At 65.0% G+C, this 17684-nt stretch carries 12 protein-coding genes and 1 pseudogene; 9 read left to right on the top strand and 4 right to left on the bottom strand.

Translation table 11 applies throughout. The features are described 5' to 3' along the window. Positions 1-46 precede the first annotated feature (46 nt). The 5 genes from ppk1 to ACOGJB_RS17860 all read left to right on the top strand — a co-directional run bounded on the left by ppk1 (position 47) and on the right by ACOGJB_RS17860 (position 7867). Entirely contained in the window at positions 47-2149 is a 2103-nt protein-coding gene (ppk1, locus tag ACOGJB_RS17880) for a polyphosphate kinase 1 (RefSeq protein WP_419838434.1), read from the top strand. Positions 2150-2379: 230 nt separating this feature from the next. Continuing rightward, complete coding sequence (gene leuA / locus ACOGJB_RS17875) at positions 2380-4107, top strand: 2-isopropylmalate synthase (RefSeq protein WP_419838433.1); 1728 nt, start codon at positions 2380-2382, stop codon at positions 4105-4107. Between the two features lie 65 nt (positions 4108-4172). Continuing rightward, complete coding sequence (locus tag ACOGJB_RS17870; RefSeq protein ID WP_419838432.1) at positions 4173-4871, top strand: alpha/beta fold hydrolase; 699 nt, start codon at positions 4173-4175, stop codon at positions 4869-4871. Between the two features lie 120 nt (positions 4872-4991). Continuing rightward, entirely contained in the window at positions 4992-6677 is a 1686-nt protein-coding gene (locus ACOGJB_RS17865) for a Mur ligase family protein (protein ID WP_419838431.1), read from the top strand. A 65-nt stretch (positions 6678-6742) separates the two neighbouring features. Beyond that, positions 6743-7867: a D-alanine--D-alanine ligase family protein gene (locus ACOGJB_RS17860; protein WP_419838430.1), complete on the top strand. Its 1125-nt coding sequence runs from the start codon at positions 6743-6745 to the stop codon at positions 7865-7867. 27 nt (positions 7868-7894) lie between these two features. Here ACOGJB_RS17860 and ACOGJB_RS17855 read toward each other — a convergent pair whose 3' ends face one another. Beyond that, positions 7895-8887 (bottom strand): nucleotidyltransferase domain-containing protein, encoded by a 993-nt coding sequence (locus tag ACOGJB_RS17855; RefSeq protein ID WP_419838429.1) that lies wholly within the window; start codon positions 8885-8887, stop codon positions 7895-7897. A 158-nt stretch (positions 8888-9045) separates the two neighbouring features. On the opposite strand from ACOGJB_RS17855, the gene ACOGJB_RS17850 reads away from it, so the two are divergent. Beyond that, positions 9046-10089 carry a hypothetical protein gene (locus ACOGJB_RS17850; protein ID WP_419838428.1) on the top strand — a complete coding sequence of 348 codons (1044 nt, stop codon included), beginning with the start codon at positions 9046-9048 and terminating at the stop codon, positions 10087-10089. Positions 10090-10180: 91 nt separating this feature from the next. On the opposite strand, the gene ACOGJB_RS17845 is transcribed toward ACOGJB_RS17850, so the two are convergent. Beyond that, positions 10181-10567 carry a hypothetical protein gene (locus tag ACOGJB_RS17845; protein ID WP_419838427.1) on the bottom strand — a complete coding sequence of 129 codons (387 nt, stop codon included), beginning with the start codon at positions 10565-10567 and terminating at the stop codon, positions 10181-10183. A gap of 758 nt (positions 10568-11325) precedes the next feature. On the opposite strand from ACOGJB_RS17845, the gene ACOGJB_RS17840 reads away from it, so the two are divergent. The 3 genes and pseudogenes from ACOGJB_RS17840 to ACOGJB_RS17830 all read left to right on the top strand — a co-directional run. Further along, the gene (locus ACOGJB_RS17840; RefSeq protein ID WP_419837643.1) at positions 11326-12618 is read left to right on the top strand and encodes an ISL3 family transposase; all 1293 of its coding nucleotides are present in this window, start codon (positions 11326-11328) and stop codon (positions 12616-12618) included. A 435-nt stretch (positions 12619-13053) separates the two neighbouring features. Beyond that, entirely contained in the window at positions 13054-13548 is a 495-nt protein-coding gene (locus tag ACOGJB_RS17835) for a transposase (protein WP_419838426.1), read from the top strand. Positions 13549-13560: 12 nt separating this feature from the next. Further along, positions 13561-14019, top strand: a pseudogene (locus tag ACOGJB_RS17830) (IS30 family transposase); the annotation flags it as partial. 197 nt (positions 14020-14216) lie between these two features. Here the strand turns inward: ACOGJB_RS17830 and ACOGJB_RS17825 are convergent. After that, a complete protein-coding gene (locus ACOGJB_RS17825; protein ID WP_419838425.1) occupies positions 14217-15272 on the bottom strand; it encodes a hypothetical protein in 1056 nt (351 codons plus the stop codon). A 297-nt stretch (positions 15273-15569) separates the two neighbouring features. Then, positions 15570-16907 carry a S1 family peptidase gene (locus ACOGJB_RS17820; protein ID WP_419838424.1) on the bottom strand — a complete coding sequence of 446 codons (1338 nt, stop codon included), beginning with the start codon at positions 16905-16907 and terminating at the stop codon, positions 15570-15572. Positions 16908-17684 lie beyond the last annotated feature (777 nt).

Raw genomic sequence — 17684 nt, 5'->3', positions numbered from 1 at the left:
GCGCCCCACGGCGCCGTGCATCGACCGCACAGGGGCTTGAGCCGTCATGTCCGCCGCCCACGGGGACCGATCACCCGAGCGCTACCTCAATCGAGAGTTGTCCTGGCTCGACTTCAATCATCGCGTCCTGGCACTCGCACGTGATCGTGAGCTGCCCCTTCTCGAGCGCATCAAATTCGTCGCCATCCACGCATCGAACCTCGACGAGTTCTTCCAGGTGCGGGTTCCCACGGTGCTCGACTCGATTGAGGCGGGTGTGCGGCGGGCCGGACCTGACGGCCTGACGCCTCTGGCCCAGCTCAAGGGAATCCGAGCGGCAGCGGCCGAGCAACTCCGGGACGCCTCGTCGCTGTTCGAGGACGAACTCCGTCCAGCGCTGGCTGCCGAAGGAATCTCCTTCGTCGAGCCCGACGAACTCGATGCCACCAGCCGAGCTTGGGTCGCTGAGCTGTTCAGCGAGCAGGTCTATCCAGTGCTGACACCCCTGGCGGTCGATCCCGCGCACCCCTTTCCCTACATCTCGGATCTCTCGCTGAGCCTCGCCGTATTTGTCGAGCACTCCGCCAGCGGCCCGTCGTTCGCCCGTGTGAAGGTGCCGCCGATCCTGCCCCGCTTTCTGGCACTGCCCGACGAGCACCGATTCATCACCCTGGAATCGGTCATCTCGGGGCACCTGGGTGACTTGTTTCCTGGCGTGAAGCTGCTCAGCCACAGCACGTTCCGCGTCACCCGGGACGCAGATCTCGACATCGACGACACCGAGACCGACGACCTGCTCAAACACATGGAACTCGAGCTGCGCCAGCGCCGGTTCGGCGGTGCGGTTCGCCTCGAGGCTGCCCCGGACTTGAGCAACGACGCCCTCGACATGCTGACCCGTGAGCTGAAGCTGACCCACGACGACGTCTACACCTCGAAGGGACTGCTCGGCCTGTCAGACCTGTTCGAGCTGTACGGGATCGACCGCGATGACCTCAAGACACCTCCGCACAACCCCAGAACGCCGCTGCCGCTGCGGGTGACGACTGCGGCCGGCGCACTGCTCGCCAGCGGCACCGGGAGCCAGCGTGCGGAGGCAACCGAACCCGAGGCCAGAGTCGATTTCTTCGATGTCCTCAAACGCCAGGACGTCCTGGTGCACCTGCCGTATGAGTCATTCACGACCAGCCTCGACGCATTCATTCGCCAAGCGGCCGACGACCCCGACGTGCTGGCCATCAAGCTGACGATGTACCGGACCTCAGAGCGAACCCGTCTGGTGGACTCGCTCATCCGTGCCGCAGAACGCGGCAAGCAGGTCGTGGTCGTCGTGGAGCTCAAGGCACGCTTCGACGAGCAATCCAACATCGAGTGGGCACGGCTCCTCGAACGTGCGGGCGTGCACGTCGCCTACGGCGTGGTGGGCCTGAAGACCCATTGCAAGCTGGCGATGGTGGTGCGGCGCGAGTCGCGCGGGATCGCCCACTACTGCTTCGTCGGCACGGGCAACTTCAACGCCGACACCGCACGCATCTACGAAGACTTCGGACTGCTCACCTCCGACCGAGACTTCGCAGCCGACGTGGCGGCATTGTTCAACTCGCTCACCGGCTACAGCCGCAAGACCGACTACCTCAAGCTGGCCGTCGCGCCGCACAGCCTTTGCAACTCGCTCGTCAATCACATCGAGGCCGAAGCCGCCGAGCCAGACGGCCACATCTTCATGAAGATGAACGCCATCGTCGACAACGAGGTGATCGACGCGCTGTATCAGGCATCGCAGCAGGGCTGCCGAATCGACCTCGTCGTGCGCGGCATCTGCTGCTTGGTCCCCGGCGTGGAGGGCATGAGCGAGAACATTTCGGTACGAAGCATCGTGGGCCGCTTCTTGGAGCACAGCCGGGTGTACCGATTCGGCAATCCCGACCGGGGCTACACGATCCTGCTGGGCTCAGCCGACGCGATGCCGCGCAACCTGCGCTACCGCGTCGAGGCGCTGGCGCCCGTCGAAGCGCCGGCGCTCACCGAAGAGCTGGGCGCGCTCACCGACATGTACCTCGACGATGGCATCGCTCATTGGAAGCTGGGCAGCGACGGCGAATGGACACAGCACTGCGGCACCGATCTGCACGAGTTGATGCTGGCCCGCCACGCCGACCGCCGCCGCTGACAGCGCGTCTGGTCGTTGTCCGCTCAGGTTGGTAGAATTGTCTCCGTGATTCGCTTCTCGACTCACCACGCACTGCATTCCGCAACCGGGCTGCTCCTTCTTACCTAGGCGGGGACCGCACAGGTCCTCGCCCAACCTCCTGCGCCTTCGGGCCAGGGGGTTTTTTCGTGGCCCCACCCGTCCAGTACCCACCTCGTCACCGACCGAACCCACCGACTCAGGAGAATCCGATGGCAGACGTCAAGCGCATCAGCACCCAGCAGCCGAGCTCAATGCCGCACCACCTCTACGGCACCTACGCGTTTCCCGCGCACCTGCCGGACCGCACCTGGCCCGACCAGATCATCTCTGAGGCGCCGCTGTGGTGCTCGGTGGATCTGCGCGACGGCAACCAGGCCCTCATCGACCCCATGGACGTTCCACGCAAGCGCCAGATGTTCGAGGTGCTGGTGGAGATGGGCTTCAAGGAGATCGAGGTCGGCTTTCCGTCGGCTTCGGCGCCGGACTTCGAATTCTGCCGCATGCTGGTCGAAGAGGACCTGGTGCCCGACGACGTCTGGATCCAGGTGCTCACCCAGAGCCGGCCCGAGCTGATCGCGCGGACCTATGAGGCCATCGCCGGGGCGAACAAGGCGATCGTCCACCTCTACAACCCGACATCGGAACTGCAGCGCCGGGTGGTCTACCGCTTGGACAAAGAGGGCATCAAAGACATTGCCATCACCGGCACACAACTGTGCAAGGAGCTGGCGCGCAAGCACGACGGCGGGGCGATCCGCTTCGAGTACTCGCCCGAGTCGTTCACCGGGACCGAGATCGACTATGCGCTCGAGGTGTGCAACGCGGTGAGCGCCGAATGGGGCGCCACTGCCGACGACCCGATCATCTTGAACCTGCCCGCCACCGTGGAAATGGCGACACCGAATACCTACGGCGACCTCATCGAGTACTTCCATCGCAACGTGGAAAATCGAGAGGCCGTGGTGCTGTCACTGCACCCCCACAACGACCGCGGCTGCGGGGTGGCGGCGACGGAGTTCGGCGTGATGGCAGGTGCTGACCGGGTGGAAGGCACGCTGTTCGGCAACGGCGAGCGCACCGGCAATGTCGACATCATCACCCTCGCGATGAACCTGTTCAGTCAAGGCGTCGATCCCGAGCTGGACATCAGCCACATCGACCACCTGCGTCGTATCGCCGAGTACTGCAACCAGCTTCCCGTGCACCCCCGTCACCCCTACGGCGGCGACTTGGTCTACACCGCGTTCAGCGGCAGCCACCAGGACGCCATCAAGAAGGGCTTCGAGGCGCTGGCTGACGACTACGACTGCTGGGAGGTCCCCTACCTGCCGATCGATCCGGCGCATGTGGGACGCACCTATCAGGACGTCATCCGGGTGAACAGCCAGTCGGGCAAGGGCGGCGTGGCCTACGTGATGAAGAACAGCTTCGGCCTCGACCTGCCGCGACGGCTCCAGATCGAGTTCAGCAGCGTGATCCAGTCGATCACCGACGAGGGCGGCGAGATCCTGCCCGAGGCCATCAAGAAGACATTCGACGAGACCTACCTGCATGCCGAGTCGCCGTACACCTACGTCGGTCACCGCAGCTACTTCGACTCGGAGTCGTCCGACGAGTCCGAGGTGGAGGCGACCATCAAGGGGCCCGACGGCGATGTACGCGCCAAGGGCCGCGGCAACGGCCCGCTGTCCGCGTTCAAGACCGCCCTGGCAGATGCGCTGGGCATCGAAGTGAGCCTCGTCGACTACCACGAGCACGCTGTCGGCGCGGGAGCGGACGCCACCGCTGCGGCCTACGTGGAGATCGAGACCCCGTCACGCGAGGTGTACTGGGGCGTCGGGCTGCACCCAAACATCGTCACCGCCAGCTTCCGGGCCCTGCTGTCAGCGATCAACCGGTCGCAGCCCGGTCCCGATTCCGAGGCGCTCGCCCGCTGAGCCCCCTCACCAGCTTTGCTGGCGGCACCGTCTTTGGCAGCCGCTTCGGCGAACAGCCCGCCGATGTGCTGGCGCTGCACGGTTGGGGTCGCAACCACCACGACTTCGACAAAGTCCTGACCAGTCTTGTCGAGTCGCGAGGGACCACCGGCGCCATTGCCCTCGACCTGCCTGGCTTCGGCGCCAGCCCGGCGCCGGGTGAGGCGTGCGGTGCCGCGGGCTATGCACAGTTGGTCTGCCCGATCCTCAGTGAGTGCCGTCCGCAGGTTGTCCTCGTCGGCCACAGTTTCGGGGGGCGGGTTGCCGTCGAGCTGGCTGCTCGATTCCCAGACGCCGTCGCGGCACTGGTGTTGTGCGGGGTGCCGCTGCTGCAGCGAGCCGACCGCCCCGCGGCGCGGCCAGCCATGCGGTTTCGTCTCGCTCGGGCACTGCACCGGCGCGGCTTGCTCGGCGAAGACGCCATGGAGCGCACGCGGCGGCGCTTCGGCAGCGCCGATTACCGCGGCGCAACGGGGGTCATGCGTGATGTGCTCGTGACGGTCGTCAATGAGACCTATGAAGCTCAACTCGGCGAGATCTCCCAACCGGTGGAGCTGATGTGGGGTCACAACGACGCCTCCGCACCACTGGACACGGCGCGACGGGCACGGGCGATCCTCGCCGACGCTCGACTGACCGTTCTCAACGGCGTGGGGCACTTCGTGCCGACCGATGCCGCACCGGCGCTGACCGATGCCATTTCGCGCCGCCTCGACATGCTGTGATGAGCAGATGTCGGCGAAGGCGCCGATCATGCACACGGAGTGTCGAGACTATGAGCAGCATCGCCGCTGCAGGGCCTGAAGTTCAGGCCTGAACCCGCAGAGCAGGATGGGCAGATCCCCATGAACCAGATCGTGCTGTGGACGTCGGTCGTGGCCGGCATGATCGCAGCGGCACGCTGGCTGCGAGTCGCCCAGCGTGAGCACTACGGCGTCGGGCGAGCGTCGCGCTTTGCCCGACGCTGGTGGTTGCTGGACCGGAACAATCGCGTGCTGGCATTTGCGGCAGCCGCCGGGGTGGTGTTGAGCGGCACATTCTGGTGGGCACCCGCGATTACTGCATTCGCGGTCGCAGTTGGACCGCAGGGTCTCGACATTCGCGGACGGTCCAGCCCGTTGGCGTGGACTAGGCGACTTGTCACGGTGGCGGCCACGCTGGCTGTGCTGTGGTTCGTGCTAGTCGGCGTCGGCTTGCTGGCAGGTCTGGCTGAACCAGTCGTGTCCGTGCTGCTGTTCGGCATGCCGCTGTGGGTAGACGTCTCATTGGCGATCCTCGCGCCGCTCGAAGCCCTGCTGTCGCGCCGCTGGGTGCATCGCGCGCAGCAACGGCTGGACCACATCGACCCGGTGCGAGTCGCAGTGACTGGTTCCTACGGCAAGACCACCATCAAGGGCTACTTGCGCCAGCTGGTGGAGGGATCCCGGTCGGTCGTCGCTACTCCGGCCAGCTTCAACAACACAGCGGGGATATGTCGCAGCGTCAACGAGCACTTGGTGCCTGGCACCGAGGTGTTCATCGCGGAGATGGGCACCTTCGGCACCGGAGAAATCGCGGCGATGACCCGCTGGGTGCGCCCGTCGGTGTCCATCCTGGCTTCGATCGGTCCGGTCCACCTCGAGCGCTTCGGCAGCCTTGACCGAATCGTGGCTGCCAAGGCGGAGATCTTCGCGACGAGCCGCACGGCAATTCTCAACATCGACGCCTACGGATTGCGGGCCGAGGCTGATCGGTTGGCCGCTTCGGGTCTGCGCATCATCCGGTGCTCGACGCAGGATCCGGCCGCGGACGTGACCGTGCTGCCTGCCGACGCCAACGGCGACGGGACCGCAACGACGAGCGGTTCGGGCTCTGGGTCCCGCAGCGATGCTCCCGTCGCCGGGTACGACGTGTCGATCAATGAGGCTGCGGTGTCGCGCCGCATCACGCTGTTCGGCAGGGAAATCGCTGTCGGTCCGCTCGGCGGCGCTGCGCCGGCGAATGTGGCGTGCGCCGTGGCCGCGGCCTCGGTACTGGGAGTCTCCGATGCCGACATCGCAAGCCGGCTCGGCGACCTGCCGACTCCCGATCACCGCCGCACCGCCGCGCGGAGCCCCGCCGGCGTCATGGTGATCGACGACACCTACAACTCCAATCCCGCAGGCGCGCGGGCGGCGCTGTCCATGCTGGCAAATACCGACGCCGGCCGGCGCGTCGTGGTCACGCCGGGGATGGTCGAGCTCGGCCGCAGCCAAGCTCACGAGAACCGCCGGCTCGGCGAGCAGGCCGCGCAGATTGCCGACGACGTCATCATCGTCGGTCGCACCAACCGGACTGCGTTGCTGGGCGGAGCAGCCGGCTGGGACCAGGCCGCCGCCAAGCGAGCAACCCGAGGCCGCAACATGCGCAACCTCATTCACGATCGCACGGACGATAGCGCCACAGTTCGCTGCATGGCAGACCTCGAATCAGCAGTGAACTGGGTGCGTGCAAATCTCGGCTCCGGCGATGCCGTCCTGTACGAGAACGACCTCCCCGACCACTACCCCTGATCGCCTCGCTCCCATGAGAACATGGCCCACATGGTCGAGCGGTTGAGAACCTTGGGGGCGCGCCCATGACCCGTGCTGGCGTCTGCTTCGGCGGTCCGTCGCCTGAGCACGACATCTCGATCCTCACGGGGCTGCAGGCAGTGCACGCGCTTGCCGAAGCTGGGCGCGACCCGGTAGCGCTGTACTGGTCACCGGTCGGCACATGGCACGAAGTTCCGCCCGACATCGAGGCGTCGGCCTTTGCAGAGGGTCTGCCGCGCTCGGCGTCCGAGGTCGAGTTGGCCGCCCGCCCGGGCGGCGGGTTCGTGCGAGCAGACCGGCGTCGGCGACCGCTGCCGGTCGACGTCGTAGTCAACTGCTGTCACGGCGGCCCTGGCGAGGACGGCGGCCTGCCGGCCCTGCTGGATCTGGCGGGATTGGCCTACACCGGTCCGGGACAGCTCAGCGCGGCAATCTGCATGGACAAGCTGGCGTTCAGCGGCGCCGCCGAAGCGGCAGGCCTTCCGACGCTGCCGCTCCAGCTGCTCACCGAAGACCTGCCCAGCGACGCCGCCGCGGCCGAGCTGTCGCAGGGACCTCTCATCGTGAAACCGCGTTTCGGCGGCTCATCGATCGGTATCGAGATCGTTGCTGACCTCGCGACGGCGCGGGCATTGGCACGGTCGTCGCCGCTGCTGCGCGACGGCGCTGTCGTGCAGCGCTACCTCAGCGACATCATCGATCTGAACATCTCGGTGCGCACCTGGCCGGAGCTTCGGCTGAGCGCGGTGGAGCGGCCGCTGCGCAGCGACAGCACGATCTACACCTACGCCGAGAAATACCTCACCGGCGGGGGCGGGATGGCCACAGCGCCACGAGAGCTGCCCGCCACGCTGCCGCCCGCGATCGAGTCGGCGCTGCGCGCTGCAGCGGTCGAGGTGAGCCGCCTCGTGATGGCCCGCTCGGTCATGCGCATCGACTTCTTGTGGGACGGCAGCGACGACCCGGCCGGGCTGTGGGTGAACGAGATCAACCCGATCCCCGGCTCGCTGAGCTGGTACTTCTGGTCCCACGAGGGAGACAGCCTCATCGAGCTGCTTGACGATCTCATCGCCGAAGCGCTCGACGGGCCCACTCGCCGGTTCGTGACGCAAGGCGCCGACGGCACGGCCCTGCGATCGGTGGGTTCCATCGCCGCGAAACTGGCGTGACCCCCACGACGGCAGCCGCAGTGCTTGCTACGGGGCGCCGTTCACCGGGTCGCCTGCGGAGAGCACTGCCTGAGCGCGACTCAACTCGTCCATGCAGGCAGCGACTGTCTCGCTGTCGGGGTCGGCGCCGTCAGCGATGACACGTTCGAGCGTTGATTCGGCGGTGACCGTCGCCGCTCGAGCTAGCAGCCTGGCGAGCCGTTCTGTTCGTTCGGAGGTGGCGGTCCGCGGCAGAGCCGACGGGTAGGTGCCACCGATCCGCCAGCTCGACACGTCATCGAACCGTTCACGGCTCGGACGCAGCGTGTTCGCTTCGAGCGGGGCGAGAGCGTCCTCGAGCGCAGCCGGGAGCGGTCCCGCCGAGGCCAGCAGCCTGGCGATGCTGTGAGTGCGTTCCGAAGGGACCCCGTTCGCGGCGTGCCACGCCTTGAGAGCATGCTCGATCGTCATCGACGCAGCAGCGCACAGGGAGCGCAAGCGGGCCATCCGCACCCTGGGCACGACTGTGTTGTGACCGTCGGCAAGCATGATCTCGCCGACACGCTGCCGACAGGCGACTGCCATGTCCCCGAGTGACTGGCACACGTCGTTGAGCCGTTCGACGGCTTCGTTCAGGTCGCTGTCGGGCATGCCGATCTCCTTGCCCCAGTCCACTGCGCCGGGCAGCGGCTCGCGTTCGAGCAGGACTTCGGCTCGGCGGGCGACGCTCCCCTCGAACGATGACGCCACCTGCCCGATGCGATGCTCCCACTCGGGCCGGTCAGTGACGTGCACGTCGACGGGGACGCCCACAGCGGCGGCGCATCGAGCTTCGAGCCTCCACCTGAGCGGGTACCGCTCGTCGTAGTCGATGTCGTCGAACACCGCCACCAGGTCGATGTCGCTTCCCGCCCGAGATGTGCCGTCCGCGACCGACCCGAACACCAGCACCGCCGCTGCTCCTTCGGCGGCGAGCACTTCCGCCGCTGCCGACGCATGCCTAAGAGTCGGGACGAGCAGCGTCTCGTCGCGCACGGCCATCTCAACAGACTAGAAGAACGCGTCCGGCACGCCGAATGTCGGGCCGCGGTGCGCGCTCAGCGCCCTCATGGAGGTGCCGAGTCCGCGATCGCGGCTCGGCGATGCCCTCGGGTAACCGGGTGATGGCACATGCTGCGCGAAGCAGCAGACTTCATTCGATGCCGTCCTGCCGCAATGCCAGCAAGACCACAAACAGCCTGCGAGGCCGGGTCGGCCTGGCAGCGGCTCGCCGGGTTCTCTTGACGCTTGCTGCTGCGACTCTGTTGGTGGGATGCAGCGGATCGAATATCTCGGGCACCGATGGCGACATTGCATCAGAGTCCGACCTCACGGCCTGCGAGCGTGCCCGCTTGGCAGCTGCGCTCGGCGTCACCGAGCTGTCCTTGCCGCTCGATCCCGCCGATGAGCCGCTCGCAGGCATCGCGAGGGATATCTGCGCTCTCGACAGCGGTGATGCCGGCGGGATCGTGCCCGTCGATACCCGGTTGCTGTCGCCCGTTGAGGAGCGCGACGCGGCGTTGCCCGCAGAACTCGTGCGCGCTCCTGCGCGCTTCGATCCCAGCGACGCTCCGCCCGGAAACGACGCTGCGCTCGACGAGCTCTGGGTCGTGTGCGGGCAGGGTTCCGCCGCAGCCTGCAACGCGTTGCTGTTCGAGTCGCCCGCCGGCAGCGACTACGAGGCCTTCGCCTTCAGCTGCGGGGGCCGTGAGAACCTGCACTGCAATGTGCTGCTCGGCGAGCCCGGCGCCGACGCAGGCCTGCTGAGCGTCGAGTTCGATTCCGAGTCGCCAACCCCGGGGAACATCCCTGAACTGGACGGCTGGTGGGCGGCGTGCGGGGAGGGAAGCAGCCGCGCGTGTGCCCAGCTTGTGCTGTCCGCGCCGGGGGGATCGGCATATGCCAGCTTCGGTTGGACCTGCGGCGGCCGCACCACCCGCGACTGTGCGCTGTTGGTGGGCGACGACGGCGCTCCGCCTGCGCTAGCAGGGCGATCGCCGCAGGACTCGCCGCCCGGCAACGACGAGTACCTGGATCAGATGTGGGAGCGCTGCGGCGCCGCCGATGCGACGGCATGCCGCGACTTGGCCACCTTCGGACCACCCGGAAGCGACTACGAGCGCTACGCCCTGTCATGCGGTTGGCGGGCGGTCCGCGCGTGTGCCCGACTGTTCGCAGAGCTCTCGGCATCCCCGGCCCTGTGATCTGTGGGGTTGATCGCCATCAAGCTGGCATTGGCATCACGGCGTAGCTCGTCGTCCTGCCAAAGAACCGGAACAACTACGCCAAGGACCACTATGGGCCGATCCACGCACGCATGACTCGCACTGGAACGCCCAAGCGTTGCTCGACGATGCCCTGAATCGTTACGAGCAATTCCTCATGCGGAACGATGTCCATACTCGAGTAACCATCAGGATTGCCAGTCAGCACGACAGCGGCTACTTGGCGCGGTACCCAACGTGGATCGACCGCGATGACGAGTCCGTTCTCGGAGTGATCGATCCAACTATTGGCGACAGCATTAGAGAGCATAAAACGCGTCGCTGCGCCTGTGCGTTCTTCGTCCGACACGAAGAAGCCCTGCCCGTCGGCGAATGCCTCGTGAGCAGCGAGCAACCGACTATAGCTGGTGGTGGCACCGACTCGGATCTCAAGTTCCTCATGCTCGCCGGCGAGCACCTGGACCTCTCTGCTCGGAGGTTCATGGCCAGTGAGCCACAGCCAAGCCCTAAATTCCTTACCGTGATCGAAGCCCCAGCCTGCGACTCTATTTGTTTCAAGTGTCCGCAGTAGCTGCTGCGTCTAAAGGTTCCGGATCCTCCGACCCCGATGATGTCGCCTGTTCTAAACGGACCTTCAACCTGCTCGCCGTTCGTAGTCCACCAGTACAGTGCGTTGGATTCATCGTGCCTCATGCTACCTCGCGGCAGGGACAACACATAAGGTGATTTACCTGTTGGAGAGAAGTCTTCCTCGCCTGTAAGGACAATATAAACACAGTCCCTGTCGATTACTAGCGTCCCTCGTTGGTCGACCATATGGTAATCGTCACCAGGTTCATGCATCTCTGCTAATTCGACACGCGACAATCGTGCAACACCCTGCGAGCTACGTTGAGGCAACACCGAGGTCAATGGCGCAGACGAATGGTCAATCGTTCGCCCAACCTCCATGCTAGTAGCCATGGGCGAGTTGTCTACGCCAAGTGGTTCTTGGGCTAATTCATCCGCAGACGGCGAGGTCATCGAACACGAATAGCAGGTCACGGCGCAGGCAAGGACGTAAGTGAATTTCATCTTGGAGCAATGACTTGATGCACGAGAGTTTTCGGGGCGCTTCGCGTTTCCGCGTGGGGTAGTGCTGTGAGGGTTCGGGCTGGATAGGGAGGGATCCCCCAGAATCGGAGGTGTCGAGACCGCGAGTTCTGGAGGATCCCTGTGGCTGTTGACCTTACGCGTGCGTTGTTGTTGATCGTGGGTCTGGGCCCGCATGTCGCGGTGCTCGATGTGCGGGGCCGCCGCGGCGGCCCGCTCGAAGTCGAGATCGAGTTGAGCGGGCGGCCGTGCTGTGGGGGCTGCGGCGGCAAGGTGTGGGCTCACGGGGCGAGCGCGGTGGGTCTGGCTGATCTGCCGGCGTTCGGGCGGCCGGCCCGGCTGGTGTGGCGCAAGCGCCGCTGGCTGTGCCCTCATCAGGGCTGCGCGGTGCGCACGTTCACCGATCAGGAGCCTCAGATCGCGCCGCCCAGGGGGCGCATGACGAGCCGGGCTGCTCGCTGGGCGACCCGCGGGGCGGGCAAGGGACGGGCGATCAAAGAGATCGCAGCCGAGCTGGGCTGCAACTGGCACACCGCGATGGCCGCAGTGCATCGCTGGGGCCGAGCGCTGCTCGAAGCCGACCGGTCGCGCATCGGCGGCGTGACCGCTTTGGGGCTCGACGAGATCTTGATGTTCCGCCGCGGCCGGTACCGCGAACAGCACTGGGGCACCACCATCGTGGACGCCAGGCGGGGCAAGCTGCTCGACATAGTCGCTGGTAAGAGCGCCAAAGGGGCCACCAGATGGATCCAGGCGCGCACCTCGGTGTGGCGGCGGCGGGTGCGGTGGGCGGTCATGGACCTGTCAGGGCCGTACCGCAAGGCGTTCACCGGCTCGCTGCCCAAAGCGATCCAGGTCGCCGATCCGTTCCATGTCGTCAAGCTCGCCAACAGCACCATCGACGAAGTGCGCAGACGCGTCCAGAACGAGACCACCGGCGGACGCGGCACCAAGCACGATCCCTTGTACCGGATACGGCGGCTGCTGCTCAAGGCACACGAACGAGTCACCGAACGCGGCGAGGCGAAGCTGCGCGGCCTGCTCGCAGCCGGCGACCCCCACGGCGAAGTCCGCGACGCATGGCACGCCAAGGAGACCCTGCGCATGACCTACCGCATCCCAAACCGCAAGGTCGCGCTCGAAGCCCTCGACGAACTGTCCCGCGACCTGCGCGACGACACGTACTCCCCGGAGCTGAACAAGCTCGGCCGCACCCTGCACGCCTGGCGCACCCCGATCACCAACTGGCACCGCTCACAGGTGACCAACGGGCCGACCGAAGCGGCGAACAACCTGGCGAAGCTGATCAAGCGAGTGTCGTTCGGGGTCACCAACTTCGACCACTACCGCATCCGAGTCCTGCTGTATGCCGGCAAACCCGACTGGACCCTGCTCGACACCCTCACCCCACGCTAAAGCGCGAAGAGCCGTTTTCGGTCAGCACTTTTTTTCACGGGCGACTATGGAATCATGGGACGTTGATAGGACCGAAGGTTACCAAGCTAAGGGTTCGCCAGAAGTCAAGTCGCGTGGTCTGCGCTCGGGAATCATGCGCAACTCTTGGCAATCACACTGGTCATTCGCGCGACTTGACCCGCGGCGGACCCTAACGCCGAGAAAGTATGTGACATTCCGGATCGCGCTAAAGTACACATACGTTCCGACTCGGGTGCAGTTCGGATCTTTCTGGCCGCCGTTGAAGACACCATATGCAGAAGACCAGCTGTACACAGGACCACCACTGTCTCCTTTACATCCACGTAATGCATGGCGGACTCCACCGGTGATTGCGAGTGATCGGTCATGATGACCGGTTGTTCGACACGGCAACCACCAGTGGAGGTGTCCAGTATGGCAGCGAGGCTGAGCGCGTTCGAGCGCGCCCGGATTGAGGCGATGAGATCGGCGGGAGCGACTGCTTTGGACATCGCGGGAGTGCTGGGCCGACATCCGGCGACGGTCTATCGCGAGCTGGGCCGCTGCGGCGGCCCCATGACTGTGTACGACGCGGCGGCAGCGCAGGCTGACGCGAGCTTGCAGGCGCGGCGGCCCCGCCCCTGCAAGCTCGAAGCGGACCCGGTGCTGGCCGAGCAGGTGAAACGTAGGATGACCCAGCGCTGGTCGCCGCAGGCGATCAGCGCCGACATGGCCGCCGAAGGGCGGCGGGTGTGCACGGAGACGATCTACCGGGCCGCGTACAGCGGCTGCGGGCTCGACGCGGACGCGTGGGCCGACCTGCCGAGGGGCCGGCGCCGTCGTCGTCCGCGCAGCGGCCACAGCGACAAGGCCAGCCCGCTGGGGCAATACCGGCCGCTCAGCGAGCGGCCCGCAGCCGTCGCCGAGTGAAGCGAGCCGGGCCATTGGGAAGGCGACCTGATCATCGGGGCAGCCAACCGCAGCGCCGCGGCCACTCTGGTGGAGCGCGTCAGCCGCCACACGCTGGTCGTCGCATTGCCGCACGGCTACACGGCGCCCAACGTCGCAGCCGCGGCCACCGCCGCGTTGGCTCGCCAGCCCGCCCATCTGGTGCGCAGCCTCACCTGGGACCAAGGCCGCGAGATGGCCAGCGGGGCCGACATCGAAACGGCACCCCGCATCGAGGTGTTCTTCTGCGAACCCCACAGCCCAACCCAGCGCGGCACCAACGAGCAGACCAACGGGCTGCTTCGACGCCGGCTGCCAAAAGGCACACCGCTCGACCTCAGCCCACTGCGACTGTCGATCATCGAGGACAACCTCAACTGGATGCCACGCCGACTCCACAACTGGCAATCAGCCGCCGACATCTACACTCGACTCACTCGCAACCACCGGTAGAGCCTGCCGACCCACTCGCCGGTTCGTGACGCAAGGCGCCGACGGCACGGCCCTCCGCTCCGTGGGGTCCATCGCCACAAAACTGGCGTGACCTCGCGGCGGGTGCTCGCCGGTTGCGTCACCGCGGTACTGCTGCCGGTCGCGTGCAGCGGACCGGGACCCCCAGCGGGCGAAATTGACCCACGCAGAACACCCGATCAACGGCGCATCAAAGCGCGCTGCACAAGCAGGGGGACGTCGAGGCGTTGCGCGATGATGCGCTCGATGGTTGCGAGCAGTTCTTCGTTTGGAATATGACTCGGAACAGAGGCAGCGTCGGGGTAGCTGCCGTGTTCGCTGGCCAGTAGCGCCGAGGCCACTTGACGCGGCACCCAGTCCGTGTCGACACCGATGCCGAGGTGACCTTCGGAGAGATCGATCCAACTGCGCGTGACTGCATCGGCTAGTTCGAAACGCGCGATGTTGTCCACGTCAGCGTCGAATGGCAAATGCAAGTCCTGCCCGTCCGCGAATGCCGCTTGGGCCTCAAGCAACTGGTTGTAGCTGGTCTCGGCCCCGGTTCGGATCTCAAGATCATCATGTGCATTGGCGAGAGCCAGAGCCGTCTCGCTCGGCGACTCAAGACCCGTCAGTGAGAACCATGCCGCAAATTCCAATCCGTGATCGAATCCCCATCCGGCCACCCGGTCCGATTCGATTTCTCTCAATTCCTCAAACGCAGCCTGCAGGACCGGAAAGAGTTCAAAGCGTCGTCGGGCCTCGTCACGTTGAATGCGATGGAAGCGGGCATATTCCTCAATCTCGCACAAGGGATTATTTACAGACGGGAAACGCCTGCAACCCCAAATAGAGGGTGTACTGACTATTATCTCGTTCCCGCAATCTCGACTTCGTAAACTTGCGTAAGAACCGCCAATACTCACACGTTCGCCGACACGAATCGGCCCTTCAATTTGTCGATCCTTATGGTGCATCCAAAGTTCCTCGGATCGCGAATCGTATTGGAACTTTCCGCGCGGCAGTGACAACACTAGGCGCTGAGGTCCTTCAGTGTACGTCGCGTAGTCGGCTCGAGAATCAATATACGCACACCTGCCTTCGATCACGAGCCGACCCGATATCTCCATGCCATGGCTCATGCTATCGATGGCGGCATCATACATTTCATGGAAATCAGCCCACGGCAGAGGCAGTATGTCATCGGGATGTGGCGCGTAGGCTTCGTTTGTCGTCGCAGACTCATTCGTAGCCACTGGTGTTACTACTACTGTCTGTTCTCTGGTATCAATGTTGACGGGTTCATCATAGGCCGCCCGGCGTTGCCCTTCCGGCTGGGGGGCAGCGCCGGGCGGGGCTGGTGCACATCCCGCCATGATGAGTGTTGACCAAAGCACGACACCTACGACGGTTCGCGGAACTCGTAACCACATCGACTCGGTACCGTCTACCTAGAGTCGCAACTCGTTGCCACTGCTGTGACGCTGTCGTGGCGAGGGAGTCCGGCGGGCAAACCGACGCTCATCGGCCCCATGCTGTCAACAGACACATCACTATGGGACATTAGTCGGACCAAAGGTAACGACATCGACTCCCAGAATCGACGTAACTCTTCCAATGGCGCTGAAGTAAATTGAAACTCCGAGAAGGTCACAATCGTTACCCGAATTGCTCCCATTATGAATTCCGTAAGCCGAGTTGCCGCTGTAGACGGGCCCACCGCTATCGCCGCGGCAGCTTTGCATCGTCGGGCCAGTGGCTTGAACGTATACGGCAGCGCACGGCCCCCCGATTCCATCGCAACCTTCATCCGGGTTCGGGAGATAACTAACGTTATTGACGGTTCCACATGAGACGCCGCTGTTGGTACCAGAGCGGCAAACGGGCATATCCATCATCTTCAAACGACTCGATTCGATGCTTCGAATGCTACATATGCTCTGAGTCGCGTAGTTGTTTACACAGATGACCTTATTCGTCACTTGGTGTGACTGGCCTGAAGGAATCAAATACACTGCGGCGTCCAAGAATCTACCGTATTGCCGACTCTCGAACGTCAGCGTCGTTCCTTGCGCCCTATAGGTGTCTTCGTCGCAGTGTCCGGCGGTGAGCAGACCGTATCGACCGGTACTGCGGTGGTAGACAGTGAAGCCGGATGTGCAGACCGCCAATCCGTTCTTCATTCGGTGGCTTCCTTCGAATGCGGTTTCGGCTTCGACTGGTTCTGCTTCGATGACGTTATACGGAACGCTGAGATGGGATGCGAGCAGTTGTGCTATGAGATCCAGCGTGCCGCTGCTGCTGTTGCTGACGTCACCGGTTGTGCCCAACGGGCCGGTCGGCGATTGTCCTTGCCCAGGGTCAAGGGCACCCAATGGCGCCGTCGGCGCCGCGCCGAGATCGATGCCGATCTCGAGCGCGTTGGCTCGCAGGTCGACTGCTGTGTGGGTGAGCATGTCACTGAGGTCGATCTGCGTGGCGTCCGCTGCGCCCGTGTTTCCCGCGGCACCGATGCCTCTACCAACGCCGAAAGCATCCTGAGCAGCCGCGAGTGACGCAAACGTGACTTTCGCGCCGGTGCGGATCTCGACGTCGGTGTGAGAGGCCGCTATCGCTGCGGCAGCACTGCTGGGCGGGTTCGTGCCAACGAGCCACACCCAGGCGGTCATCGGTCCGTCGTGATCGATCCCCCACCCAGCGAGACGCTCGGGTTCGGCAGCACGCAGCGCAGCGAGGATGTCCTGCATCTCAGGTAGGCGTGCGAGGCGGCGCTGCGCCTCGGCGAGACCGACGCCGTAATCGCTTGCGTACGAAGCGACCACAGGGTGAGCCGATGCCTCAGCGTCGGTCGCAGATTCGGCTGATGCGCCGGTCGGCAGCAGCGCGCCCACAGCGACAACGATCAGCACAGCCGCCAGGAATCGGGATTCCGACGTCTTGGAGGATCGCCTCGCGTCGGTCTGGAGACGAGGTGGTGGTCGGGTTGCATGATTCGTTCCTTTCGTGTCCTGGCTCAAGTTCGTGAGATTCACTCGAGCCTTCTTGTTGCCGACGGTACGCCTCCCTCAGAACACGAAAGTCGCACACCGCGTTAGAAAACACACCCCATTAGAAAAGTGGAAAAACGGGAGGCACCGAGGCCGCATGTGCCAGGCCCGCCATAGCAGCCCAGCGCATCCATCGGGTGACCGGGTGACGGCACATGCCGTGCCAAGCAGCAGACTTCACTCGATGCCGTCCCGCCGCAATACCAGCAAGACCACACACAGCCTGCGAGGTCGGGTCGGCTTGGCAGCATCCCGCCGGGCTCTCATGACGCTTGCTGCTGCGACTCTGTTGCTGGGATGCAGCGGGCCGCAGACTTCGCCACCCTCGGGCCGCCCCGGGAGCACCTGCGAACGCTTTGCGCTGTCAAGCGGTTGGCGGGCGGTCCGTGCGTGCGCCCGACTGTTCGCAGAACTCTCCGGAAGCTGAGCCCTGGGCCGGAGCGGCCCGTGAGCGAAGCGAGCTTGAGCGGGAAGCACAGGGCGAAGCCGTGGCCCGAGCGGCCCGTGAGCCCAACCGCATGAGCATGGGGAACATGAGCGGGAAACGAGTGGTTCGACAGCGAAACGCTCTGCCCATTCGTTGCTCTCACGAGGCTGCGCCATGAGCGGATCGAGCGGTCG

The sequence above is a fragment of the Candidatus Poriferisodalis sp. genome (genome assembly GCF_965208895.1).
In the GTDB taxonomy this organism is placed as follows: domain Bacteria; phylum Actinomycetota; class Acidimicrobiia; order Acidimicrobiales; family Poriferisodalaceae; genus Poriferisodalis.
The sequence above is the reverse complement of the archived record's forward strand: the minus strand, read 5'-3'. Positions and strand labels throughout refer to the sequence as shown.